This window comes from Corynebacterium sputi DSM 45148, assembly GCF_000427865.1.
In the GTDB taxonomy this organism is placed as follows: domain Bacteria; phylum Actinomycetota; class Actinomycetes; order Mycobacteriales; family Mycobacteriaceae; genus Corynebacterium; species Corynebacterium sputi.
On the sequence record NZ_ATYV01000024.1, the window covers coordinates 19,059 to 41,300 of the forward strand.

General features: G+C 61.7%; 21 protein-coding genes. 10 read left to right on the forward strand and 11 right to left on the reverse strand.

From position 1 onward, the window contains the following. Positions 1-201 precede the first annotated feature (201 nt). Genes YWU_RS0111660 through YWU_RS0111675 form a run of 4 tightly spaced genes read left to right on the forward strand, consistent with a single transcriptional unit; the run spans position 202 to position 4,042 of the window. Positions 202-1,122 carry an ABC transporter substrate-binding protein gene (locus tag YWU_RS0111660; RefSeq protein ID WP_051260307.1) on the forward strand — a complete coding sequence of 307 codons (921 nt, stop codon included), beginning with the start codon at positions 202-204 and terminating at the stop codon, positions 1,120-1,122. Continuing rightward, complete coding sequence (locus YWU_RS16590) at positions 1,119-1,910, forward strand: ABC transporter ATP-binding protein (RefSeq protein ID WP_051260308.1); 792 nt, start codon at positions 1,119-1,121, stop codon at positions 1,908-1,910. The genes YWU_RS0111660 and YWU_RS16590 overlap by 4 nt, the downstream gene beginning before the upstream one ends. Next, a complete protein-coding gene (locus tag YWU_RS17680) occupies positions 1,910-3,496 on the forward strand; it encodes an ABC transporter permease (protein WP_051260309.1) in 1,587 nt (528 codons plus the stop codon). Before YWU_RS16590 ends, YWU_RS17680 begins: the two co-directional genes overlap by 1 nt. Positions 3,497-3,514: 18 nt before the next feature. Further along, entirely contained in the window at positions 3,515-4,042 is a 528-nt protein-coding gene (locus tag YWU_RS0111675) for a nucleoside 2-deoxyribosyltransferase (protein ID WP_034647788.1), read from the forward strand. Here the strand turns inward: YWU_RS0111675 and YWU_RS0111680 are convergent. Genes YWU_RS0111680 through YWU_RS0111690 form a run of 3 tightly spaced genes read right to left on the reverse strand, consistent with a single transcriptional unit; the run spans position 4,039 to position 5,884 of the window. Continuing rightward, a complete protein-coding gene (locus YWU_RS0111680) occupies positions 4,039-4,674 on the reverse strand; it encodes a nitroreductase family protein (protein ID WP_156892829.1) in 636 nt (211 codons plus the stop codon). The two genes, YWU_RS0111675 and YWU_RS0111680, sit on opposite strands and share 4 nt — an antisense overlap. Before the next feature lie 40 nt (positions 4,675-4,714). Beyond that, positions 4,715-5,380, reverse strand: coding sequence for a PAQR family membrane homeostasis protein TrhA (gene trhA, locus YWU_RS16600; protein WP_051260310.1), 666 nt, complete (start codon positions 5,378-5,380; stop codon positions 4,715-4,717). A gap of 27 nt (positions 5,381-5,407) precedes the next feature. Then, positions 5,408-5,884: a methylated-DNA--[protein]-cysteine S-methyltransferase gene (locus YWU_RS0111690; RefSeq protein WP_027020623.1), complete on the reverse strand. Its 477-nt coding sequence runs from the start codon at positions 5,882-5,884 to the stop codon at positions 5,408-5,410. Positions 5,885-5,924: 40 nt separating this feature from the next. Here YWU_RS0111690 and YWU_RS0111695 point away from each other — a divergent pair, with 40 nt between their 5' ends. Then, on the forward strand, positions 5,925-6,572 hold the full coding sequence (locus YWU_RS0111695) for a DNA-3-methyladenine glycosylase I (RefSeq protein WP_034647805.1): 648 nt from the start codon (positions 5,925-5,927) through the stop codon (positions 6,570-6,572). A 411-nt stretch (positions 6,573-6,983) separates the two neighbouring features. Here the strand turns inward: YWU_RS0111695 and YWU_RS0111700 are convergent, their stop codons facing one another. From YWU_RS0111700 to YWU_RS0111720, 5 genes are all read right to left on the reverse strand, one after another. Then, positions 6,984-8,210 carry a hypothetical protein gene (locus tag YWU_RS0111700; RefSeq protein ID WP_156892830.1) on the reverse strand — a complete coding sequence of 409 codons (1,227 nt, stop codon included), beginning with the start codon at positions 8,208-8,210 and terminating at the stop codon, positions 6,984-6,986. Positions 8,211-8,729: 519 nt separating this feature from the next. After that, positions 8,730-10,355 (reverse strand): ABC transporter ATP-binding protein, encoded by a 1,626-nt coding sequence (locus YWU_RS18365; protein ID WP_205618333.1) that lies wholly within the window; start codon positions 10,353-10,355, stop codon positions 8,730-8,732. Continuing rightward, positions 10,352-11,737, reverse strand: a complete 1,386-nt coding sequence (locus YWU_RS18820; RefSeq protein WP_034647790.1) for an ABC transporter transmembrane domain-containing protein — start codon at positions 11,735-11,737, stop codon at positions 10,352-10,354. Before YWU_RS18820 ends, YWU_RS18365 begins: the two co-directional genes overlap by 4 nt. Next, a complete protein-coding gene (locus YWU_RS0111715; protein ID WP_027020628.1) occupies positions 11,737-12,633 on the reverse strand; it encodes a cation diffusion facilitator family transporter in 897 nt (298 codons plus the stop codon). The genes YWU_RS18820 and YWU_RS0111715 overlap by 1 nt, the downstream gene beginning before the upstream one ends. Before the next feature lie 10 nt (positions 12,634-12,643). Next, entirely contained in the window at positions 12,644-13,435 is a 792-nt protein-coding gene (locus YWU_RS0111720; RefSeq protein WP_034647792.1) for an amidohydrolase family protein, read from the reverse strand. 30 nt (positions 13,436-13,465) lie between these two features. Here YWU_RS0111720 and YWU_RS0111725 point away from each other — a divergent pair, with 30 nt between their 5' ends. Both YWU_RS0111725 and YWU_RS0111730 read left to right on the forward strand, forming a co-directional pair. After that, complete coding sequence (locus tag YWU_RS0111725) at positions 13,466-15,811, forward strand: ATP-dependent RNA helicase (RefSeq protein ID WP_027020630.1); 2,346 nt, start codon at positions 13,466-13,468, stop codon at positions 15,809-15,811. 11 nt (positions 15,812-15,822) lie between these two features. Continuing rightward, on the forward strand, positions 15,823-16,521 hold the full coding sequence (locus YWU_RS0111730; protein ID WP_027020631.1) for a YggS family pyridoxal phosphate-dependent enzyme: 699 nt from the start codon (positions 15,823-15,825) through the stop codon (positions 16,519-16,521). Here YWU_RS0111730 and YWU_RS16605 read toward each other — a convergent pair. Genes YWU_RS16605 through YWU_RS0111745 form a run of 3 tightly spaced genes read right to left on the reverse strand, consistent with a single transcriptional unit; the run spans position 16,518 to position 19,423 of the window. Continuing rightward, positions 16,518-16,955: a BLUF domain-containing protein gene (locus YWU_RS16605; protein WP_034647793.1), complete on the reverse strand. Its 438-nt coding sequence runs from the start codon at positions 16,953-16,955 to the stop codon at positions 16,518-16,520. The genes YWU_RS0111730 and YWU_RS16605 overlap by 4 nt on opposite strands. Continuing rightward, positions 16,952-17,194: a hypothetical protein gene (locus tag YWU_RS0111740; protein ID WP_034647794.1), complete on the reverse strand. Its 243-nt coding sequence runs from the start codon at positions 17,192-17,194 to the stop codon at positions 16,952-16,954. Before YWU_RS0111740 ends, YWU_RS16605 begins: the two co-directional genes overlap by 4 nt. Before the next feature lie 57 nt (positions 17,195-17,251). After that, entirely contained in the window at positions 17,252-19,423 is a 2,172-nt protein-coding gene (locus tag YWU_RS0111745) for an acyltransferase family protein (RefSeq protein WP_169718913.1), read from the reverse strand. A gap of 159 nt (positions 19,424-19,582) precedes the next feature. Between YWU_RS0111745 and YWU_RS0111755 the strand changes: the two genes are divergently transcribed. The 3 genes from YWU_RS0111755 to YWU_RS18960 all read left to right on the forward strand — a co-directional run. Beyond that, positions 19,583-19,960 (forward strand): phage holin family protein, encoded by a 378-nt coding sequence (locus YWU_RS0111755; protein ID WP_027020634.1) that lies wholly within the window; start codon positions 19,583-19,585, stop codon positions 19,958-19,960. 22 nt (positions 19,961-19,982) lie between these two features. Further along, complete coding sequence (locus tag YWU_RS0111760; RefSeq protein ID WP_027020635.1) at positions 19,983-20,468, forward strand: glutathione peroxidase; 486 nt, start codon at positions 19,983-19,985, stop codon at positions 20,466-20,468. A gap of 1,059 nt (positions 20,469-21,527) precedes the next feature. Continuing rightward, on the forward strand, positions 21,528-22,242 hold a 715-nt coding region (locus tag YWU_RS18960), incomplete at its 3' end, for an HNH endonuclease signature motif containing protein (RefSeq protein ID WP_476695845.1).

The window sequence follows — 22,242 nt, forward strand, 5'->3', positions numbered from 1 at the left end:
TACCGTACATACACAGCTGATAACCACCTGTGATGAGCTGGAATCATCCGTTCCGTAATCTCAGGTTGCATTAAGCTAACTCGGAGACACCGACACTCCGGCACCGTTCTCACAGCCATCCTGGCGATTACTGCCCTCGCTCTCAGTGGCTGTGCACTACGGGGACTCGACGATGCCGCACTGCGGATCCAGCTGTCCTTCGTGAAGAATTCCCAGAACGTTGGCGAGTACATCGCCGACCACGACGGGTATTACGAGGACGAAGGTTTCACCAAGGTCGACCTGATCGCTGGGCCCACCGCCGTGGAGCAGTCCGCAGCCACCGGTCACGCCACCGTCGCCGGGTCAACCGCACTGGGAACCGCCAACGCGATCGACTCAGAGGGCATGCCGATCAAGATTATCGGCGCGATCTATGCGGTGAATGCCTTCACCATCTTATCGATGGAAGGCCCTAACGCCATCCGTACCCCCGCTGACCTGGAGGGAGCCCGGATCGCGGTCACCCCGGGCACCGCGCAGTCCATGGTCGAAGGCCTCGCTCGGGCCAATGACATCGACCCGTCCACCATCACGTTCGTTCCGGCCGGCGAGACCGCAGTGCTGACCACCGGCGAGGTCGACGGCTTCCACGGCCTGACCGCCAATCAGCTCATCGATCTGGAACGCGCTGGTCATGACGTGGTCTCTCTGCAATTGTCCGACCATGGCATGCCCTTCGCTGGCGCATCTTACGCGGTATCGCAGGAGAGTCTGGAGGAGAATCGCGACTACCTCAAGAAGTTCTTGGTGGCCTCTATCCGGGGCTGGCGTGCGGCGATCGCTGATCCTGCGTACGGCGCGGACCTGGCCACCGACGTCTACGGAGTTGATCTGGGCCTGGACCCTGAGAAGGAACTCCTGCAGGCCGAGGCCCAGATCTCCTTCATCGAGAATGACTACACCAACCCCGATGAGCTATTCCGGCTTACCGACGAGGCCATGGACGCCAACGTCGAGTCCCTCCGACTCGCAGGCATCAACGTCACCAAAGACGAACTGTTCGACATGAGCCTGCTCGACGAGGTCTACGAGGAAAACCCCGAGCTCAAGGAACCGATTACCGCGAAGGATGCGTCATGACCACCTCTGAACCCACCGTCGGCATCAGGCTCGACAACCTGACCAAGAGGTTCCCGGGAGGAACGACCGCCCTGGACGGGGTGAACCTGGATATCCCCCGCGGAAGTTTCCTCGCTCTCGTCGGCCCCTCCGGCTGCGGTAAGTCCACCATCTTGAGGATTCTCGCTGGCATGGAAGAGCCGACCGAAGGATCGGCCACCGTGCATGACCTCACTCCGAAGGAACTGCGCAGCCGCCACGAGCTCGGCATCGCCTTCCAGGACGCTGCCCTGCTGCCGTGGCGCTCAGTCGCCTCCAACATCAAATTGCCCCGGGAAATCGCTAAAGACCCGCTTCCGGACGCCACCCTCGCCGACCTCATCAGCCTCGTCCGCCTGACCGGCTTCGAGGATTCAAAACCGGGCGAGCTCTCCGGCGGTATGAGGCAGCGTGTCTCCATCGCGCGCGCACTGTCTGCAGACCCATCGGTGTTGCTTCTCGACGAGCCCTTCGGCGCACTCGACGACATGACCCGTCAGCGGATGAACCTGGAGCTCCAGCGCATCTGGACGGAGAGCCCCGCAACCACGCTGCTGGTCACCCACGGAATTTCCGAGGCGGTGTTCCTGGCCGACACCATCGCGGTGATGAGCGCTCGGCCCGGCACCGTCCAAGAGCTCGTCGAGGTGAACCCGCCTCGCCCGCGCACCCCGGAGATGATGCGCACCCCTGAGTTCCACGCGATCGTGGACCATATCTCCGACCTGTTGTTCTCCTTCGAGAACAGCGACGACTCGCAGGACGTGTGATGAGGACCTCCTACCGCGGCGCACTTAACGTCATCCTCGTTCTCGCCGGAGCGCTTGCGCTGTGGTGGCTGCTGGCAGCCACGGTCCTCCGCCCGCTCGGCTCGATCCCGACCCCCGGCGACATCGTCTCCCGGATTGCTTCGGACGGACTGAACTTCTACTGGGTGAACCTCAAGGTCACTGCAATGGAAGCCGGTCAAGGCTATCTGCTCGGTGTTGGCCTAGCGATCGCGGTATCAATCGTGGCTCTGCTGTTTCCACGCCTGCGCGGGATCGTCATGCAGTTCGCCGTGATCACGTACTCGCTGCCGATCATTGCCGTGGGCCCCGTTATCTACCTGATGGTTGGCGCTCCCTCCAGTGGCGACCCCTCCGCCACCGCGGTCCTCTTGTCGGCGTTGGCCATCTTCTTCACCACCGTCGTCGGAACCCTGCTGGGTCTGGACGCGGCGGATCAGCGCTCGCTGGATCTGGTGGACGTCTACGGCGGTACCCGCATCACCCGATTGATGAAGGTGCAGCTCATCGCGGCGGTGCCGTCCATCCTGACTGCGCTGAAGGTCGCTGCACCACTGTCGGTGCTCGGCGCGATCCTCGGTGAGTACGTCGGTGGCGTCGACCGTGGCCTTGGCCCAGCACTGCTGAACGCTCAGCAGACCGGAGACGTCTCTCGTACCTGGGCACTCGCCCTAGCCGCCGCAGTCCTGGCCGGTGGTTGGTTCGCCGTGATGGCACTACTGTCGACGGTCATCCCGCGCCTTGGCTGGGGATCCGCCGAGATCGCCACCACCGCTCCGGTGCGTCAGACGCGCTCCCCGCTCTCAGTCGCGATTGATGTTGTGGGGTCCCTGACCATCATCGGTGCGGTGTGGACCTTCGGACTTCGACTGTTCGGCATCTCCCCGTTTGTCGGTCGTACTCCTGCGGAGGTCCTGAGCTATCTCGCCGACAACAGCGACAGTCCGGATGGTCAGAACCATTTCGTGGCACTGTTGCCAGATCTCGGCCGAACACTCATGGACACCGGCATGGGATTCCTCTTGGGACTTGCCGCCGCGATTGTCGTGGCATCGGTGTTCCTGGTGTTCCCGACTTTCGAGCGCGCTCTCATGCCGATGGCCCTGTTCTTCCAGTCGGTACCTCTAGTCGCGATCGCCCCAGTACTGATCATCATCTTCGGACGAGGTCAGTTCACCGTCGCCATGATGGGCGCAATCATCGTCTTCTTCCCCGCACTGGTGAACATCGGCTCTGCGCTGAAGAACGTGCCGCCGGCATTGATCGACCTGGTGCGGACCTACGGCTCCGGACGTGCCACCGAACTGGTCAAGGTGCGAATTCCCGCCTGTCTGCCGGCGATCTTCGCCGCGATCCGTATCGCCGTGCCCGGCGCGCTGTCCGGTGCCCTACTGGCTGAGTGGCTGGCAACTGGTCAAGGAATCGGCTCAACTGTCATCACTGCGGTGGGCAGGGCTGATACCGACATGGTGTGGGCTTCGGTGACCGTGGTGACGGTGACCGCACTGATTCTGTACGGTCTGGCTGCATTGCTGGAGAACGTCGCCCGGAAACGCTGGGGGACCTAAAAACATGAAGGTGAATACATGAGCGACAACACGGATATCAAGGTCTACTTGGCTGGTCCGGAGGTGTTCCTTCCGGACGCTGCCCCAGTCGTCGAGGAGATGCGACAGGAGTGCCGCAATCACGGCCTCATCCCGATCGCGCCGCTGGATGCCGGCGTCGACGATGAACCCGCTGATCCGGATCCGGTCCGAATCTTCGACAAGAACATCTCCCGCATTCAGGAGTCGGACGCCGTCATCGCGAACGTCAACCACTTCCGCGGTGCAGAGCCGGATTCCGGCACCTGCTTCGAGATCGGCTTTGCCCATGCCCTGGGCAAGAAGCTGTACATCTACTCCGATGACGGAGCCACGGCCCTCGACCGCGTGCGCCAGTTCCACGGACCCGTCTCTGAAGAGCCCGGTGAGCGCCCGACCGACAAGGACGGCAACTTCGTCGAGAACTTCGGCTACGCCGTGAACCTGATGATGGCAGTGCCGGCGGTTAACGTCACCGGCTCATTCGCGGACGCGGTCCGAATCGCCAGTGCCGACTTGCTGGGCTAAGCCCACTGGTCGACGAATACTCGCGCGTTCAGCGGCAGGCGGCCCGGCGCCTTCGGGCTTTCGTCAGACTCACCGACGGCCAGCAGCAAGGCCACGGTGCATTCTTCCGGGACCCCGAGGATGTCTTTGACCTTGGCGTCGTCGAACCCGGTCATCGGCGAGGATGCCCAACCAAACGCCTCCGCCGTCACAATCCCGTACGTCGCCGCGATCATTGCGTTGCGGAGGGCGAACTCGCGGGTCAGACCTGCGGTGCGGCGGATCTCCTGGAATGAGGCGATGCGCTCGCTACGGGTCTTAGCGTCATTGTCATCCCAGAATCCAGTGCTGAGGTTCTGCTCGGCGACCTTCGGCAAGGTGCGCTCCCAGCCGTCGGGCTCAGCGACGAATGCCAGGAGCAACGGTGCCGAAGCAACCTGCGGTTGCTTGTTCGCGGCCTCGTAGACCCGCTCGCGGACCTCTGCGTCCTGAACGACGACAATCGAGTAATCCTGCAGGTTAAACGCCGTCGGCGCCTGCTGGATCAGCTCAAGAAACTCGCGGACCTCCGTCGGGTCGAGCTCGCTGTCCTTGTACCTGCGCGTCGCGCGGCGGTTCTTGAGCATCTGGGCGAAATCATCACGGAAAGTCATGCCGGTAATGGTACTCAGACGGCCCCCGAGGGCCGCCAATTCACCACACCACGAGCCAAATAGCGATGTAGTGCAAGATCGCCGCGATGATCGTTCCTGCGTGGAACACCTCGTGGAAACCGAACCAGCGAGGCGACGGATTCGGCCACTTCAGACCGTAGAACAGTGCACCAATGGAGTAGATGATGCCGCCAACGGCCAGAAGAATTGTGACCGTCCAGCCAGCTCCGGCGACCAACGCCGGCACCTCCCAAATGATCAGCCAACCGAGGAACAGATAGATCACGACATCCACCCACCGCGGATGACCGATCCACGCGACGTTCACGATCACTGCCGCCAACGCACCAGCCCAGCACATGATAAGCAGTCGAATCGCCGTGTCCGGAGGCAAGACGCTCGTTGCGATCGGGCCATAGGTACCAGCGATGAAGACGGCAATCATCGCGTGATCTGCTCGTCTCCAAGCTGTCACTGACTTCAAGCTCCGGAAACGCCAGCGGTGGTAGATCCCCGAGACCGCCATCGTCGCGGTGAGGCACGCCGCGTAAATCGCTGTCGCGGTGACCGTAGCGGTGCTCTCCGCACGCATTGAGGCCACGACGACTAGCAAGATGCCCGCGACCGCGGCAGCCACCGCTGCGCCGACGTGCAGCCAGCCACGGAGGATCGGCCTGGGGCCGCGATCAAATACCAATGAAGTCATACAATTATCCTACGGTGACGTAGGTAGTCACGCCACGCTTTCGTGCCGGAGCAGCCACTTCTTCAGTTCCGGGCCGGGCCCAAAGTCCCCCACTCCACCGGTCGCCGGCTTCACGCGGTGACACGGCACGATGATCGGCAATGGGTTCGTCGCGCACACCTGCCCCGCAGCTCGCGAGGCCTTCGGCGAACCTGCCGCCGCCGCGAGTTCGCCATAAGTCCACACCTCCCCGTACGGGATCGTCGCCATGGCCCGCACGCCTCGCTCGGAGAATTTGTCTCCCTCTGGCAGGACCAGGGGCAGATCGAATTCGCGGCGCGTTCTCTCGAAATACTCGCGCAATTGCTGCACAGCACGGTCGAGAATCTCGCTGTTACCGGTGGATTCTCGCCCGTCCAGCCAGTCACCGAAACGGATCTCGGTAAGGCCGCGCTCGTCGGCGGTCACGGTCAGCTTTCCGATCGGCGTGTCCATGACGGCCGTGGACTCCGTATGTTCGCTCATGCCCCGAGGGTACGGCCATTCCACAGTTACGATGCTGACCATGCCGGAAAACAATGGCCCCATCGAAGGCCCTGACGGTCTCCTCCGCACCCCTTGGGCCTACACCAACTCCCGCATGCTCAATTACTACGACACCGAGTGGGGCATGCCAGTTCTCACCGAACAAGGTCTATTCGAGCGAGTCACTCTGGAGGCTTTCCAGTCCGGCCTGAGCTGGGACATCATCCTCCGCAAGCGGGAGGATTTCCGCCGCGTCTTCCACGGCTTCGACGTCGATGCCATCGCCGCTATGTCGGACGGCGAGCAAAACGCGTTGCTTCACGACGCCTCCATCATCCGCAACCGCGCCAAAATCCTCGCCACCGTAAAGAATGCTCGGGCGACGATCGCACTTCGCGACTCCGACCAGTTCGCCCCAATCAGCACTCCCGTCGGCACCACCGAACCTGGGCTTCCGGCACTGATCTGGTCATTCCTCACCGACGAGACTCCCGTCCCGGAGGCCCTCGATCAAGTCCCGACGACCAGTGACGCCTCTCGCGATCTCGCCAAAACCCTCAAGAAGAACGGCTTCTCCTTCGTCGGCCCAACGACGGCGTATGCGCTGATGGAGGCGATCGGAATCGTCGACACGCATGTGGTCGGCTCGTGGCGACGAGGGTGCTCGGGGATCTTCCCTCACAGGTGACTGAAACCGATCACCGACAATTGCATTTCCCCAGGTCGGCATTCCTGCATGTGATCGGAATCAGTCACCTGTGCGGCCCTCGGACCAGACCGACCGCATCGGCGCATACGGGGCGCAGCGTGATTGGTTTTCAGATGAAGGTCTCATCGAAACAGCGGAAAGACTTGCCAAGTCTGGCATCGCTCTAAATCCGACTCAAGCTGAACAGGCATTCCAAATCAGATTTATTCATGAACCTCAATTTTTATGGGTTCCTAATCGATTCTCTTTTCGGCTAGCGCCAACGGCATCCGGGACGGAGAAAACGGTGTCTCTGGTCAGCTTGAAATATGGCTGCACCCCAATGAGTATTCGCCGGTCCGCTAACTAGCCTGCGGGTGATTCAGACGACGGAATTCAGAGAGTGACGATCTAACCGGCCTCGGTTCGCTCGGACTCGGTTCGGACGCCATCACGGCGAATGGCAGTGACCATATCGTTCAGGTTTGTGAAGACAGTCTCGGGACGCCCGAGGGCACGCTGCGCGTCTCGGAGTTGTGTACCAGTGTGGCCCTCAGCACAAACATAGTTAGCGTATCCAGCAGCGCTGGAAAGGTGGAACATATCGACTAGGTCATTGCGCCTCCATTTGGTCATGTGGTCAGTGAACCTACGAATGAATAGTTCAGATACCAACCCGACCATCGGTTGGGTTGAGAACAGGCGAGAAAGCTCGCTGTCGCTGAACGTCGGAAAATCGGCCGTGCGCGTGAGCCTCCTGTACGCGGCCTTATAAAAGGAAATGTTTTCGTTCCAGTAGCGACGTCTCGCGAGGCGCCGGCGCTGTTCTTTTGGCAACCCTTCGCCATGGATTTGTTCGGTGATAGAGGCATGATGAGTAACCCACTTCGAGAGGGGGTCTTTCGGTATCCGATCTGGGTCTGTGAGTATATCGAGGACGACGCTTGGCATGGTAAGCATCGCCATAAATTTGTCTTGTTCGGAGGATTTTTCAGTGATACCGAGGGAGGTATCTCTCCTGAAAAGTGCTCCGGGTTCGGTGACGATTGGATGCAAGACCGGCGCTTCCTCGGTCAGGCCCAAATGCTCACGGATTGACACTTCGCAATCATATTTCCAAAGATCGAGCGGGTTGCGGAATTGCCACCCACCGGCCAATTGCGCCATTACGACGCCAATCTCGTAGCGGCGGTGACCGTTCAGACCCGCGGTCTCGATGAGGTGCCCCGCCGAGAGAGGGAGCACTATCCCCGCGTCGGTGGCGAGCCGGATCAAGTCCTGGGCCGCGAGTCGTTCATCAGGGTCTTCAACACGATCCGGGTTTCGCACGGCATCGGCAACGGTCCTCCAGTGATTTTGGTCGAGGTAGACCGATGGCCGGCCATTTAGAGGAGGAGGGGACGCTGGGTTAAAACCCTCCGTAATGATTACGTCGTTCTTACTCGTTGTCGAGATGATCCACCACCTCTCCCAATCGAACGTTGAGGAAGCGACTAAAGAATTCTCCTGCTGGTGCCTAGGCTCAAGCCTCTCCTCAAAAATCTGACCGTCCTGACACTCGATGCGGATCTTCCCACGCTCGAAATCGACGTGCCAGTACTTGAACAGGTCGGCGGACAAGACCAAAGATTCATTCATGCAAGAAGGCTAACTGAGTTCAAAGGTAAATGAGTGACATAAGGGACACGACTCCTTGATTGACACTCCATCGGTGAAATTATCGGCGGCTTGAGAACCGCTTCACTGCTTCGCGAATGCCTGAGTGTCGAAGTCAACAGAGTGTAGGCGCGACCTCTCGCACCTCAGCAACTAGTGGAGAAGTCACCCATTCTGAAAATTCTCTTCTTAGATTATCTGGGGTTCATTGCCAATACCACCCTTTGGAAAATTGACTCCCCGAATGAGGTTGACTTAATCAAGCAAGTCAGCCGGCAAAGTATTACCTTCTTTCGCCCCTCATGAGATAACGAAGACCTGATCTCATCAGTATTTGTCCGTTCCGCCTGTCGCCGAAGCCTTTGGATTTCCACGACTCTCGGCCGGCTAGCAGGAATTGAAACTGCGATCTCTTGGCCACCAGCCAAGCGCTTACCAATCTGCAAGACAGTTCATGGAATTTATCTGAAGAAGCTCGGGCTGACCATAGCGGGGTTCGCTCTAGCGGCCCTCTGACCAGACGGACCACAACTGCGCGTACCGGCCGCCGGCGGCGACGAGGTCGGCATGCGTGCCGGATTCGATGATGGCACCGGCCTCCATGACGATCACTCGGTCGGCATTCACGGCCTGATCCAAGCGGTGCGCGATCATCAGGGCGCTACGCCCGGTGAGGACCACATCCACGGCGCGATCGAGTGCGCCGGCTCCGCTGGATCCGGCCTCAGCGGTGGCTTCATCGAGGATCACCAGGTCCGGATTCGCCAACTGCAGGCGCGCCAGCGCCAGCAACTGGGACTGGACTCCGGTGAGGGTGCGGCTGCCGTCGCCGATGAGAGTTGAGGGGCCGCCGGGAAGTCGGGAAATCCACGAGTCGGCGCCGACCTGGGAAAGGACGTGGAGGATGTGTTCGTCGGTGGCGTCGGGGTCTGCGACTCGAAGGTTGTCAAGGATGGTGCCGCGGAAGTTGTGGACTTCCTGGCTGACCATGGACACCACTCCCCCGGTCTCAACCTCACCAGAGTTGGCGGTCAGCTGCCCAGAGACGATCTTCGCCACGGTGCTCTTTCCCGCTCCAGTGGCACCGACGATGGCGATGTGGTGGCCGGGTGGGATGGATAGGGAGACGTCGTGAAGCACCGGTCCTCCATCTCCGTAGGCGTACTCCACGCCGGACAGTCGGAGCTCACCTGGAGCCAAGGGGCCTGGTCCTGCGACCTCGATGCCGTCGGCCGCGGCGAGCACTTCACGCATGCGAGTCAGTGAGGCTCCGGCGGACTGGATGCGGTCGAACATTCCCACGATCGTGCCGACTGGTCCGAAGAGGCGATGGAAGATCAGCGCTGCCGCAGAGACCGCACCAACGGTAGTGTAGTCGCCTCTGACCAGGAGGAATCCGGCTCCGAGGATGCAGATGAGCACAACGGCCTCGGCTCGGTTGTTCCGGGAGAACGCCCAGGTGAGGAAGCGGAAGACCTCGATCGCAATGTCGCGAGCCCGGGAAGAAGCGGAGTCGATGCGGCGGAGTTCGATGTCGGTGGCGTCAAAGGCACGAAGGGTCTTCACACCTTCGACACCACCAAGCAGGCGACGCGCACGTAGCCCGAACGCCTCGCGCTCGCTTCGGTACATCGGGCCTGAACGAGGCAGGTAGACGCGCAAAGTAGTCCAGTACATCGGGATTGCGATGAGGCCAATCAGACCCAGGCGCCAATCCACGGCAGTCATACCGATCGCAGAGACGACGATGGTGAACATGGAGGAGACAACGGTCGGGATGACTGATGTTGCGGCAGTGGAGATCTCCCGGGAATCGTCGGCGACTCGAGAGACTAGATCACCCCGGCGGAACTGGGAGTCGAGCTTCAAGGACGCGGCTAGGACGTCCTCGCGGAGCTTCGCGATCCACGGCTCGAGGACTCCGGCAAGCAGGACTGCTCCTGCCCAGGTGCCCAGCCCAGCGATTGCGCCGGCCAGCAGGATGATCAGCGCGTAGCGCACCACTGTGGCGTAGTTCGGGTCTTCCAGCATGATGTCGACCAACTGGCCCACGGACCAGGGGCCGACCAGACCTGCGGTGGCAGTGATCAGCCCAACGACGATCACTCCAGCAATACGGAACTTCACCGCGACTCCTCCATCACTACGTCAGCGACCGCACGGAACGCAGGCGAGGAACTGTAGACGACCGTCGTGCGCCCCCGCCTGAGTTCATGGACTCTCAATGCGATGGCCGCTTCAGTGACCGAGTCGACGGCGCTGGTCGGGTCCTCGAGTACGAGCACTTCCCGGTCCGCGTACAAAGCCCGCGCAAGAGCGAGCCGCTGTCGTTGCCCGCCAGAGAGGTTGTCGCCGGCTTCGCGGATCTCCAGGTCCAGAGGCAGATCGAGCATTGCCGCGTGTACGACGTCGTCTGGAATCACCACACCGTCCTCATGGCTCATCGCGATGTTAGAGCGCACCGTTCCCTCGAAGATGTCTGCAGAGCCCCGCTCGCGGTCTGTGGTGGGGATGAGGATGAATGAGGGGTTGGAGACGTCGGGAAGCCGTTCTTGACGCGGTTCCACCGCGGGTTCCGCGAGGAACTCCGCGATGCGACCGGCAGCGCCATGGGCGACGGCAGCGTCAGTGACGGCGATGCCCACCAGCCGGATCGGCTCAGAGAGATACACCGCGACGCCGACGATCGCGACGAGCTGACCTGCAGCGAGCTGACCATCAATAAGCCGGAACCCGGAGAGAAGAACAACCGCGGCAAGCGTCGCCGCAACGGCAAACTCACCGATTCCGGCGACCTGACCAGACACGCTAGCGGTGCGCTTGCCGGCCTCAGCGGAGTGGCGCGAGGCCTCGGTGTAGGACTGTTGGGCCCAACGATGACCGCGCACGGCCTTGAGTACCGGCAGCCCGGCCATGATGTCGCCAACCCGAGCGCCTGCCTCCGCAACAGCTTCTTGTTGGGCGCGGCTGCGATGAGAAATCCCCTTACCCAGGCGCATGACCAGCACGGAAATGAGCGGCACGACGATGAGCACGAGCAGCCCGACGAGCCAGTCAGTGTAGAGCAAATAGCCAGCAGCGCCAAGGAATCCAGTAATCGCAGAGGTTCCCGCACCAACCTGGCCGAAGATGCGAGTGGAGGCATCCGAATCAGCAGTCGAGCGCGACATCACCTCCCCAGGAACAAGGGTCTCCGGGTTCGCCTCCACTAGGGCCTTGCGGACGACCTCCATACGCAACCGGTGACCTTCGTGGTTCACAGCGGCGTTAAGCGAGCGCGAGCCAAAACGGTACGAGTAGCTCAGTGCCACGAAGAGCAGCGCGAAGCCGACGAGCCCGATAATGATGAGACGGGTGTCCAATGGCAGCACCGCGCGGTCAACGATCACACCGATCGCAACGGGCACCATCGCTTCACAGAGTTGCCAGAGCCCGAGGAAAAAACCACCGATGAGGACACGCTTCTTCTGCCGGAGGAGACTGCGGCGGAGGAGTTGTCCGCCGGTCATCACAGGTCCACGTCGTCGTAGGCCCGCTCATCTTCCACCGGTTCCAGGTGGGAGGCGATATGCACTCCAGGGAATCTCTCGCGCAGGTCCTCTTCCATCGACTCCACCAGGTCATGGCCTTGGTCCACTGTCCATTCTCCTGGGACTAGGAGGTGGAATTCGATGAACTCTTGGCGGCCGGAGACGCGGGTGCGGATCTCGTGGACGTCAATATCGTCATCCTCGGAGCGGTAGGCGTCGAGGATCGCGTCGACATCGCCGCGGTCATCGCCGTCCATTGCCTTGTCCATGAGTCCGCCGACGGACTCGCGCATGAGGTTCCAGCCGGTAACCAAGATGTTCAGCGCGACGAGAAGAGCCACAATCGGGTCCAGGATCTGCCAGCCGGTGATCCAGACCAAGCCGATGCCGATGATGACGCCGACGGAGGTCCAGACGTCGGTAAGCAGGTGCTTTCCATCAGCGGTCAGGGTGATCGACCGGTGTTCCTTGCCCGCCCGGATAAGGATCAGGCCGACCACACCGTTAATCACCGCGGCGATGAACATGAGGATCAAACCGATGCCAAGGTCAGAGACCTCCGCCGGATTAATTAGGCGCTCGGTGGCAGTGACGATGATGAACACCGCCGCCACCAAGATCATCGCGCCTTCGACTCCGGAGGAGAAGTACTCAGCTTTCGAATGCCCGAACTCGTGGTCCCGGTCGGCTGGCCGAGCAATGATCTTCAGCACGAAGAGAGCGAGGACTGCCGCCACCAGATTCACTGAGGACTCTGCGGCGTCGGACAGCAGACCGACCGACCCGGTCATCACGAAGGCACTTGCCTTCAGGAAGATCGTCACTAGAGCCGCCCCGATGGACAGCCACGCGAACCTGCTCAAATCACGTTGCATGCAGAAGAACTTACGCCGAAAAGTCGTAGAAGTCCGCTGCGTTGTCGTGCATGATCCGTCGCATTTCCCATTCGCCGAGAACGTCGACGAGAAGGTCCACATCACCCTGCTCGAAACGCCTTTGAGCGCGGGTTCCCGGCAGATCGGTGCCGAACATCAGCGCCTCAGGATTCGCGCGGTGAATCTTGTCGAGAGCATCAGCAGCTGCAAAATCGATGCGCCCAAATCCCGTGGCCTTCACCCGCACCCCGCACGAGGCCAGCTCCACCAGCTTCGGCACCCCAACGCCGCTTACCCCCAAGTGATTAATACAGACCGCGGGTAGATCCGCTAACTCATCAGCCAGTTCCGGCCGCTCCGCAATGTCGACCGCAATGTCTGTGGTCCACCCTGCGATGTCGTGAACCTTCTCCGCCACCGCCAGCAAATCCCCCTCAGCGATCGGCTGGCCCCGCAGCAAGTTGAACCTAATGCCGCGAATGCCTTCCGCGTGCAGTGTGAGTACCCGCTCCGCCCCCAGATCCGAGGTGCCAGTGATCATCCCGATGAAGTTGCGACCATCGGCCCGCGCGAATCCACGAGAGCGCGCTTCCAACTCCAATTGCTCCAGCGACTCGCGAAGCGTCTCCGCCCGTTCGTTCTTACTGCCGCCAACGACCACTCCGCCGGTAATCCGACCCCCAACGATCCGGTCTGTGACCTGCAGGTACGTGTCGACCGTAAACGGAGGGGGCGCAAAAGGCAGCGAGGGCTCCATGTCCCTTGCGCCAATGATGTGAAAGTGACTGTCGATGATGTCCATCACCGCTCATCCTAATGGCAAGCTGAGTGCATGAGTTTCGATATCACCCGCATAGGGGACGATCTGCCGTTCTCGGGGGCAGTCGAAACGCTCACGGAGGCCCTTCGCACCGCGGGCGTCGCGGTCGTCCAGGCTCCTCCCGGCACCGGCAAAACGACGGTCGTGCCGCCAGTTGTCGCGAACACGGTGGACGGTCGGGTCGTGGTCACCGCTCCTCGGCGCGTGTCGGTGCGTGCGGCTGCCCGGCGTTTGGCGCAGCTCAGCGGCACCAGACTCGGCGAGGAGGTCGGGTACACCGTTCGTGGGGACTCCAAGCGCAGCGCGCGAACGCAGGTGGAGTTCTGCACGCCCGGTGTTCTGTTGCGCCGGCTGCTGTCCGATCCGGAGCTGCCAGGCATCAGCGCCGTCGTTCTCGATGAGGTCCACGAGCGTGGCTTGGACACCGACCTGGTCCTGGCGATGCTGTGTGAACTGCGCGAACTCCGGGAGGATCTCACCGTCGTGGCAATGTCCGCCACGGTCGATGCTGCCCGATTCGCCGAGCTCCTTGGCGCCCCCATTGTCGATTCCCCCGCCGTCCTGCACGAACTGGATATCCGGTACGCCCCCTCATCGGGGCCTCGTTTGGGCCCGCGCGGGGTGGAGTTCGACTTCCTCGACCATGTTGCGGCTCAAGCTCTTTCGCTTTCCGACGCCCTCAGCGGCGACATCCTCACCTTCGTTCCAGGCGTCCGGGAGGTCGATCGGGTCATCGCGACCATCAAGGATCGGTCCAGCATCACGGTCCTGCCACTCCACGGGCGGCTGAGCTCTGCTGAGCAAGACCGGGTGCTGGCCGGTTCAATCGAGCAGCGGATCATTGTGTCGACCGTCGTCGCGGAGTCCTCACTCACCGTGCCGGGAGTGCGTGGTGTCGTGGATGCCTGCCTCGCTCGCGGCCCCCGCATTGATCTAGCGCGGGGGATGTCTGGCCTGGTCACCACCTCGTGTGCGAAGTCCTCTGCACAGCAGCGTTCTGGTCGTGCGGCGCGTCTGGGTCCGGGCGTCGCGATCCGCTGCATCAGTGAAGCCGAATGGCGGAACTTGGATGCCTGGCCCGCCCCGGAGATCACCGTCGCGGACCTGACCCAAGCGATGCTTGATCTTGCCGCATGGGGCACGCCCGGTGGTGAAGGACTCCCGCTTCCCGACGCTCCCCCACCCACCCACGTCCACGCCGCCCACCAAGCCCTTCATTCCATCGGCGCTATGGAAGATGGCCAGATCACCGAATTGGGCCAGACTCTGGCGAAACTTCCGCTGGATCCGCGGATGGGTCGGGCACTGCTCACCGCGATGTCCGTCATTGGTGCCAAGCGTGCCGCCGACGCCACCGCCGCATTGTCCGATGATGATCCCAAGCGACTCCAGAAACTCACAGGTGAGACGCCTTTTGCGAAGGAATCTGCACCGAAGGTTCCAGACATCTCCCTCGTCGCCGCCCTCGCCCGCCCCGACCGCATCGCCCGACGACGCTCCCCTGACTCGGACGAATTCCTCACCATCGGCGGCACCGCGGCCACCGCACCGGCCTCCTTCGGTGGCATGGAATGGCTGGCAATCACGGACGTGTCCCGAACCGGTAGCGGTGCCCGGGTCCGTTCGGCCGAGCCGGCAACTCGCGAACTGGCCGAATGGGCTGCCGCTGCCCTGCTCACCAGAACCACTGAGGTCACGATGGACACCTCGGTCCGCGCACGGGAAAAGACCTGCCTCGGTGCGATCGAATTGGCTTCCCATCCAGTGCGGCCCACACCCGCTCAGTGCAGAGAGGCGATATTTGGGGCGGGCGTGGACGTCGTGAAGCTCACGTCAAGCGCCGAGACCTTCAGGGCTCGGCTCGCGCTGCTGCATGCACAGCGCGGGGCGCCATGGCCAGATGTCAGCGACGCAGGCCTAGCCGAGCAGCTCGAGACGCTGCTGGCCAACGAGGCAGATTCGCCGACCCCAGGGCCGATCGGCGTCGACCAACTGCGGCGGCTGCTGCCCTGGCCAGAGGCTTCTGAACTGGAATCCCTGGTACCCGAACGGCTGCCTGTCCCTTCCGGTTCGAACATCCGAATCGACTACTCGGGCGAGGAACCGGTCCTCGCCGTGAAACTCCAGGAATGCTTCGGAATGGCCGACACCCCAACGATTCTCGGGATTCCCGTGGTGCTGCACATGCTATCGCCAGCAGGGCGTCCATTGGCTGTCACCAAAGACCTTCGTAGCTTTTGGGCCGGACCTTACTTGCAGGTCAGAGCCGAAATGCGCGGCCGCTACCCCAAACACCCGTGGCCAGAGGATCCGTGGAGCGCTCAGGCGACAAAGCGGACGAAGAACAATTCCCGTTAGGCTTTTGGACCATGAGTTTCACCGAGAGGTTCACGCAGATCCGCGACCGAGTCGACGCCGCTGCCCGCGAGGCCGGTCGAAACCCCTCCGACGTCCGGATTCTTCCCGTGAGCAAGACATTCCCGGCGGCCACCGTCGCCGAGGCGTGGTCGGAACTGCAGGACTTTGGGTGCGACACGTTCGCGGAGAATCGAGTCCAAGAGGCCTCGGAAAAAGCATCGCTTCTCGACGGCCCCCGCTGGGCCGTCATCGGCCCCCTCCAAACGAACAAAGCCAGTCAGCTGGTGGCTTTCGCGTCGGAATTCCATGCCCTGGACCGACCGAAGGTGGCCGGTGCGCTGCAGCGCAAACTCGAAGAGGCGGACCGGACGCTGGAGGTGTTCATCCAGGTCAACTCCTCAGATGAACCGCAGAAGGCTGGCTTCACCATCGACGAGGCGCGAGAATTCGCTGCCGAACTCGGCCCCGAGGGGCCGTACCCGCGGTTGATCCCGCGCGGCTTCATGACGATGGCGATGCTCTCAACGGACGACGACGCCATCCGCCGCTGCTTCTCCCGCACCCGCGAGCTCCGCAACGAGGTCGCACACGGGGACTTCCTCAGCGAATTGTCGATGGGAATGTCCGGCGATTTCGAACTGGCAATTGCCGAGGGCGCCACCACGATCCGCGTGGGCCAGGCAATCTTCGGGGAACGCCCAGCGAACTAAATCCCCGCGCCCTCTTTCACCTTGAACCACAACGAGAACTCGGTGGCTGCGCGGCTGAGGATGGAATAGTCAGTCTCTTGGGTCAGGTCACTGAAACTATCGCGGATACCCGCGCCTCCGTAGGGCCGACCTGCTCCGAGCTTCCGGTATCCCATCCGCCAGTCGGTGAATCGCCGATGTGCGGCTGATTCCTCAATGAGGACCCGAACGTCGCGGTGTCTGGGGTCGTCGTTAAGCACTGTCATGAGCGCATCAATGCGCTCCGGCGAGCCCTCCAAGAACTGAATAAAACGGTTACCGCGGAAAAGAAGGATCCCGGTGATATCGGCCTCAGCGTTGTTGCGACGAGAGCTCGTGAGGATGTTCTGCAGATCCTCGTCATTGGGCTCAAAGGTGGCCTGACTGGTGTAGACGAGATACTTCAGAACCGTCATGGGTACACCACTACTTCCGACGAGGGCAGAAAACTATCGGTCAGACGCACCATGGCGACATCTAGTGCGTCGAACTCTCCCACCGACTGCGACTTCATGTCGTAGGCATGGAAACCTTCGCCGGACGTATGGTCCACGTAACCGATGAAGTTTCCGGCGAAGCTGCCTACGTAGAAACCCGGCTCCACCTCCGACCATGTGAATCTCGAGTCATCGACCACACGGGGGATCTCGTCCATTATGTTCCTATCGTCATGACCTGCGATTCAGGCCGGGCAAAGACTAACACGAGTCGATCACCTGTTCCCAGGAGTCTCCTGCTCGAACATCTGGCGATCGATCTCGTCGGTGAGAGTCTCCACGAATAGGTTCGTCAGATGGTCCATATCGCGATAGACCAGCACATTGCCCACGACGCCGGGGCAACGACCGTTCTGGCAGAAAGCCTCTTGGAGGTTGATGTACACCACGTCCAGGCCTGCGTAACCGCCACGCGACGGGTCGATCGGGCCGAGAGTGTCCGGAAAGGAACAGTCCGAGTTACCGGCGGCGACGCAGATACGCATATTGCGCTCGCCGTCCTTGATGTACGCCGGCCACGGGTTGTCACGGACGCCGAAGGTGGTGATGCCGGCGGCGGAGAACTGGCTGACGGCGTCGTAGTACTCAGTGGGCACGTACTCAGTGCCGTCCGAATCTGGGTGCGCCGGCCGCGTGGTGGTCATAAAGACGCCCTCTGTCGGCGGGTGTTCCTTCACCCAGTTGATGACATTCGCAGACCACTCCGCGCACTCCGGGAAGTTCCGGCCGCTACCGGCGGCGTAGGAGTGGTTGAACGGGCAACCCATCTTCAGCATCGGGATCACGGCGAAGCCGCGCTTCTTACCGATCGCGTCCAGGGCAGGCAGGTAATGCTCCGAGTGGGACGCGCCGATCAGGTACAGCGTGTCCTCCGAACCGATATCTCCGTAGACACAAGGGATATCCGAGTTGCCCTGGTCCTGCGTGAAGATCAGGTCCGTGCCACCCCATCCGAGATAGCACCCATCTTCCTGCGTCTGCGGCTGCATGAAGGAAGACGTGGTTGTCAGCGGCAGCACCGGCTTATTGTCCGGGTAGCCGCGATCCTCTAGGGCAGCCTTCGCACCTGGGTAGTCGGCGTCGATAGCCGCTTCCAAAGTGTTCGTGGCGCGGTAGGTCAGGGTCCGCTCAAATACTGAGTGACTAAACAGCAACACGACGGCCAGAACCGACAGCCCCGCACCGGCCAAAGCCTTGTACTTGTGGGACGTCATTGCCTGGTACGCCTTGGAGAAGCTCGGCCATCCGCGCTCCGGTCGGCCTTCTTCTCCGAGCGGAATCTCGATCCACCGGTGCGTCGCCATGGCCAGCAGTACCGAGGCGATAATGACAACAATGCCGAGCGGAACCGAATGCGTCTCAACACCGAATGTCACCATCAGAATGATCAGCAGCGGCCAGTGCCAGAGGTACAGGGCGTACGAGATTCGACCAAGGAACTGGAACGGCTGCGTGGCCAGGAGTCGGTTCACTCCGCGGAGTCGTCCTTCTTCCTGACCGGCCAGGATCACCAGAAGTGCGCCGGTGAGCGGGAACAGCGTCCACGGTCCCGGGAACAGTTCCACACCATTAAGGAAGAACGGCGTGGCCATGATCATCGCCATGCCGATGTACCCCAGGATGCGGCCGAAGTAGTGCGGCACCGGGATACGGATCAGCAGCAGACCAGCCAGGCCACCCAGGCCGACCTCCCAGAAACGGGAGCCCGTCGAGTAGTAGTTCGCCATCTGGTCGGAAGCGCTCATGTCCATCGCCTGCAGGAAGGACAGCAGGGTGCAGACAGACAACACCGACACAGCCACCAGCCAGATGGTCCGTTGGCGCACTCGCAGCGACTCAGAACGCTTCAGCGCGAGATTGACCAGCACGGCTCCGAACGCGAACGCCACCATCGCGACGAGGTAGATCTGCATCTGCACGGACATCGACCACAGGTGCTGGAACGGGGAGACTCCGGTGCCCGCCTGGGCGTACTCAGATTCCGCGTCTACCAGCGCGATATTCATGTAATAACCGACCGCAGGCGGCACATCGGAGAGAATGTCCGACCACATCCACCGACCATTGGCCAGCAGCATCCACCCGGTACACAAGCCGACGACCACCAACAGCGCCGGCGCCAGGCGCCTGATTAGCCTCACGACGGATTGCCACAGCCGGATCCCATAGGACCTCGCCGCGTTATTGATCTGGGACTTGAAGAAGAAGTAGCCGCCGATCAGCAGGAAGATGTCGACACCGGCCGACACTCGCCCGTCGAACACGTGGAAGAACACGACAAGCGCGATCGCCAGACCACGCAGGCCGTTGATGTCCTGCCGGTATCCAGTCCGGGGCAGCGCCGCCGGTTCCGGCTCGCGCCGCAATCCCGCGAAAATCTTGCTCAACAAATCTGACTCAGTCCTGACTCAACGTCGTCCGGAGGTGATCACCGGTGAATTCTCTCCCTTTAAACTGGTCAAGGGTAACCGACTCAGTCCCGCTACGGGAAAAGTCGAAGGCTAGATCAGGGCCCTTCACCGGGGCCGACATGCGAGAATAAGCGCATGATGAGCTACCTGTTCCGCACTGCCCTCAACGGCTTCGCCCTGTGGGTGATGACCTTGGTCGTTCCCGGCGCCAACTTCGTCGGAGGCAATGACACCGCCAGCCAGCTCGGCGTTATCTTCGTCGTCGCGGCTCTGTTTGGTCTGGTCAACGCGATCAAGCCGATCCTGCAGATCCTCTCGCTTCCCCTGCTGATTCTCACGCTTGGTCTCTTCAGCATCGTTATCAATGCTTTCCTTCTCTGGCTGACGTCTCAGTTCACAAAGGTCCTCGGGTGGGGCCTGACGGTTGATCCGTTCTGGTGGCAGGCCATCTTCGGCGCGATTGTGCTGTCCGTAGTCAGTTGGGCGCTGGCAGCCGTTACTTCGCGCAACTGATCATTGCGGCACACTGGGCCGCATGAGCATCTTCGACATTGACATCAATTCCCTCGACGGCGAGCCGGCAAACCTCAGCCAGTACCAGGGCCAGACTGTTCTGGTGGTGAATGTGGCTTCCAAGTGTGGTCTCACGCCCCAGTACACCGGCCTGGAGAATCTCCAGAAAGCCTACGGCGACAAGGGTTTCACCGTTCTGGGTGTGCCCTGCAACCAGTTCATGGGCCAGGAGCCCGGCAGCCCCGAGGAAATCGCAGAGTTCTGCTCCGCGACGTACGGCGTCACCTTCCCGATGACGGAGAAGGTCGATGTGAATGGCGACAACCGCCACCCGCTTTACGACGCCCTCATCTCCACACCCGACTCCACCGGCCACACTGGAGACATTCGCTGGAACTTTGAAAAGTTCCTTATCTCCCCGGAGGGTGAAGTCGTGGATCGCTTCGATCCGCAGACCGAGCCGGAAGACGCGAAGGTGACTGCGGCGATCGAGGAGCAGCTCGCCTAGGCAACACATACCAGCAGGTGAACATTCGATAACACTATCGAAACAACCCCCTGGCCTCTTGAAACCGCAGAAACAACCTGCAATAGTCGAACACACCAGCGAAACAGTTCGACATCAAGAACAAAGGGGGGCACCACCATGGACAACACCCACGGCACCACCAACTGCCCCTTCACCGCAGCCCTCGCCGAGACCGCACCACAATGGGCACACGAGAACACCTCCGCCCGCGCCGAAGCAGCGCTGAACCGCAACCGCAGCGAACTCACCCTCGCCGCNNTNTGCCTNTGCNNCCCNGANGACGACGTGCGCCACCACACCACCTGCCTCACCGCAGACCTTGGCCAAAGCACCACCGCCGCCTGCGACTACCGCAAAATCGGCCTGCTGCTGCACCGCATGCCCAAACTCGCCACAGTGCTCACCACCCGCGGTTTCGCACCACTGCACCTGCTGAAAAAACTCGCCACCGCCACCTTCCCCATCGACCAGGCCCACCACGAGAGTCTCGAACCACTGCTANTGGCCGCACTGACCCCACGGGTCGACAAACTTGCCCTGCCTCCCTGGCGAGAGATTTTCGGCGCCATCCAACGCGCCATCGACACCGTCGAGCACNCCGCCCGGCCCACCGACCTCGCCGGAGCACCCATCCCCGAGGACATCCACGAGTCCTACCGACACAGTCCCGACCGCATCACCGTCACACTCTCCCGCGCCCACGCCGAGGAAGCCCACCGAGTCATCAGCACCATCGCCGCCACCGACAACTGCGATAACACCNCAGCTTTCATGCACCTGATCCGCGGCACCTCCACCGCATCGATCAACCTGCACCTATACCGCAGTGTNGANGGTGGCCCGGTATGGATGCCTGGAGTGGGGATGCTCNCTGAAGCNNTNACNNAGGAGTANNTNTCGATGGTGACCTCCGTGGACNNNNTGCACCCCTCCACCTCCGGTGNATATGCCGCCACCGAGTCCCAGCGGGCATTGATCATCGGCCGCGATGGCACCTGCCGCTTCCCCGGATGTACCCGCAGCGCTGCTGCGGCGGACATGGACCACATCACCAACCACGCAGAAGGCGGGCCCACCAGCACCGACAACCTGCACAGCTTGTGCCGGCGCCACCACAATGAGAAAACCAAAGGCCTGTGGGATGTGACTCGCTCGCTGGAGGGAACGGAGTATTGGACCAGCATCGGTGGGGCGCAGGTGGCGACCGAGCCGGCAGGGCCGCTATCGCATCCTGGTGCGGTGCCTTTTGCCGCGAGCATCCGAGCTGCGGCGAAACTGCGCGCCGAGCATAACGAGTATCGCGATGCGGCNAGAGCNCAGTGGCGCAATCTGGTTGCGCGGGCCCGCCGGGCCCAGCCGATTGTGCGGATGCTGCAGAGCCTGCGGATCATGGCACCGGACGAGGGCCCCGAGCAGATTATCTCCGCGATTAGNGAGCACGAGGCGAGCAAAGCTGTTGCCGCTGCCGCGCGGCGAGCTGAGGCTCGAGATGCGCATCAGAAGTTCAAGGCCCGCCGGTACCAAGGGCAGGTGCGCTCGTTGGAGCCGGTCAAGGATCCAGATCCGCCCAGTNTTGCNCCGCCGGATCCGGTGGTNGNGATGATGCAGGTGTATCTGTGNGAGCGTGATCCGATGGGNGCGCTGGCTGCGGTGGGTCCATTGCTCAAGCGGGTGGAGTTGGATCAGTTCGATGTGTGGCAGCGCGGGTTCGCTGATGCTGCGTCGTTGCGGGAGAAGGTTGCCCGGTGGCGTA

Excerpts from the sequence above, each read along its gene's own strand:
- trhA (WP_051260310.1), bottom strand. The coding sequence starts at position 5,380 with ATGACTTCATTGGTATTTGATCGCGGCCCCAGGCCGATCCTCCGTGGC.
- YWU_RS16590 (WP_051260308.1), top strand. The coding sequence starts at position 1,119 with ATGACCACCTCTGAACCCACCGTCGGCATCAGGCTCGACAACCTGACC.
- YWU_RS0111700 (WP_156892830.1), bottom strand. The coding sequence starts at position 8,210 with ATGAATGAATCTTTGGTCTTGTCCGCCGACCTGTTCAAGTACTGGCAC.
- YWU_RS0111715 (WP_027020628.1), bottom strand. The coding sequence starts at position 12,633 with ATGCAACGTGATTTGAGCAGGTTCGCGTGGCTGTCCATCGGGGCGGCT.
- YWU_RS18820 (WP_034647790.1), bottom strand. The coding sequence starts at position 11,737 with ATGACCGGCGGACAACTCCTCCGCCGCAGTCTCCTCCGGCAGAAGAAG.
- YWU_RS0111730 (WP_027020631.1), top strand. The coding sequence starts at position 15,823 with ATGAGTTTCACCGAGAGGTTCACGCAGATCCGCGACCGAGTCGACGCC.
- YWU_RS0111740 (WP_034647794.1), bottom strand. The coding sequence starts at position 17,194 with ATGGACGAGATCCCCCGTGTGGTCGATGACTCGAGATTCACATGGTCG.
- YWU_RS0111675 (WP_034647788.1), top strand. The coding sequence starts at position 3,515 with ATGAGCGACAACACGGATATCAAGGTCTACTTGGCTGGTCCGGAGGTG.
- YWU_RS0111725 (WP_027020630.1), top strand. The coding sequence starts at position 13,466 with ATGAGTTTCGATATCACCCGCATAGGGGACGATCTGCCGTTCTCGGGG.
- YWU_RS0111755 (WP_027020634.1), top strand. The coding sequence starts at position 19,583 with ATGATGAGCTACCTGTTCCGCACTGCCCTCAACGGCTTCGCCCTGTGG.
- YWU_RS0111760 (WP_027020635.1), top strand. The coding sequence starts at position 19,983 with ATGAGCATCTTCGACATTGACATCAATTCCCTCGACGGCGAGCCGGCA.
- YWU_RS16605 (WP_034647793.1), bottom strand. The coding sequence starts at position 16,955 with ATGACGGTTCTGAAGTATCTCGTCTACACCAGTCAGGCCACCTTTGAG.
- YWU_RS0111680 (WP_156892829.1), bottom strand. The coding sequence starts at position 4,674 with ATGACTTTCCGTGATGATTTCGCCCAGATGCTCAAGAACCGCCGCGCG.
- YWU_RS0111695 (WP_034647805.1), top strand. The coding sequence starts at position 5,925 with ATGCCGGAAAACAATGGCCCCATCGAAGGCCCTGACGGTCTCCTCCGC.
- YWU_RS0111720 (WP_034647792.1), bottom strand. The coding sequence starts at position 13,435 with ATGGACATCATCGACAGTCACTTTCACATCATTGGCGCAAGGGACATG.
- YWU_RS0111690 (WP_027020623.1), bottom strand. The coding sequence starts at position 5,884 with ATGAGCGAACATACGGAGTCCACGGCCGTCATGGACACGCCGATCGGA.
- YWU_RS17680 (WP_051260309.1), top strand. The coding sequence starts at position 1,910 with ATGAGGACCTCCTACCGCGGCGCACTTAACGTCATCCTCGTTCTCGCC.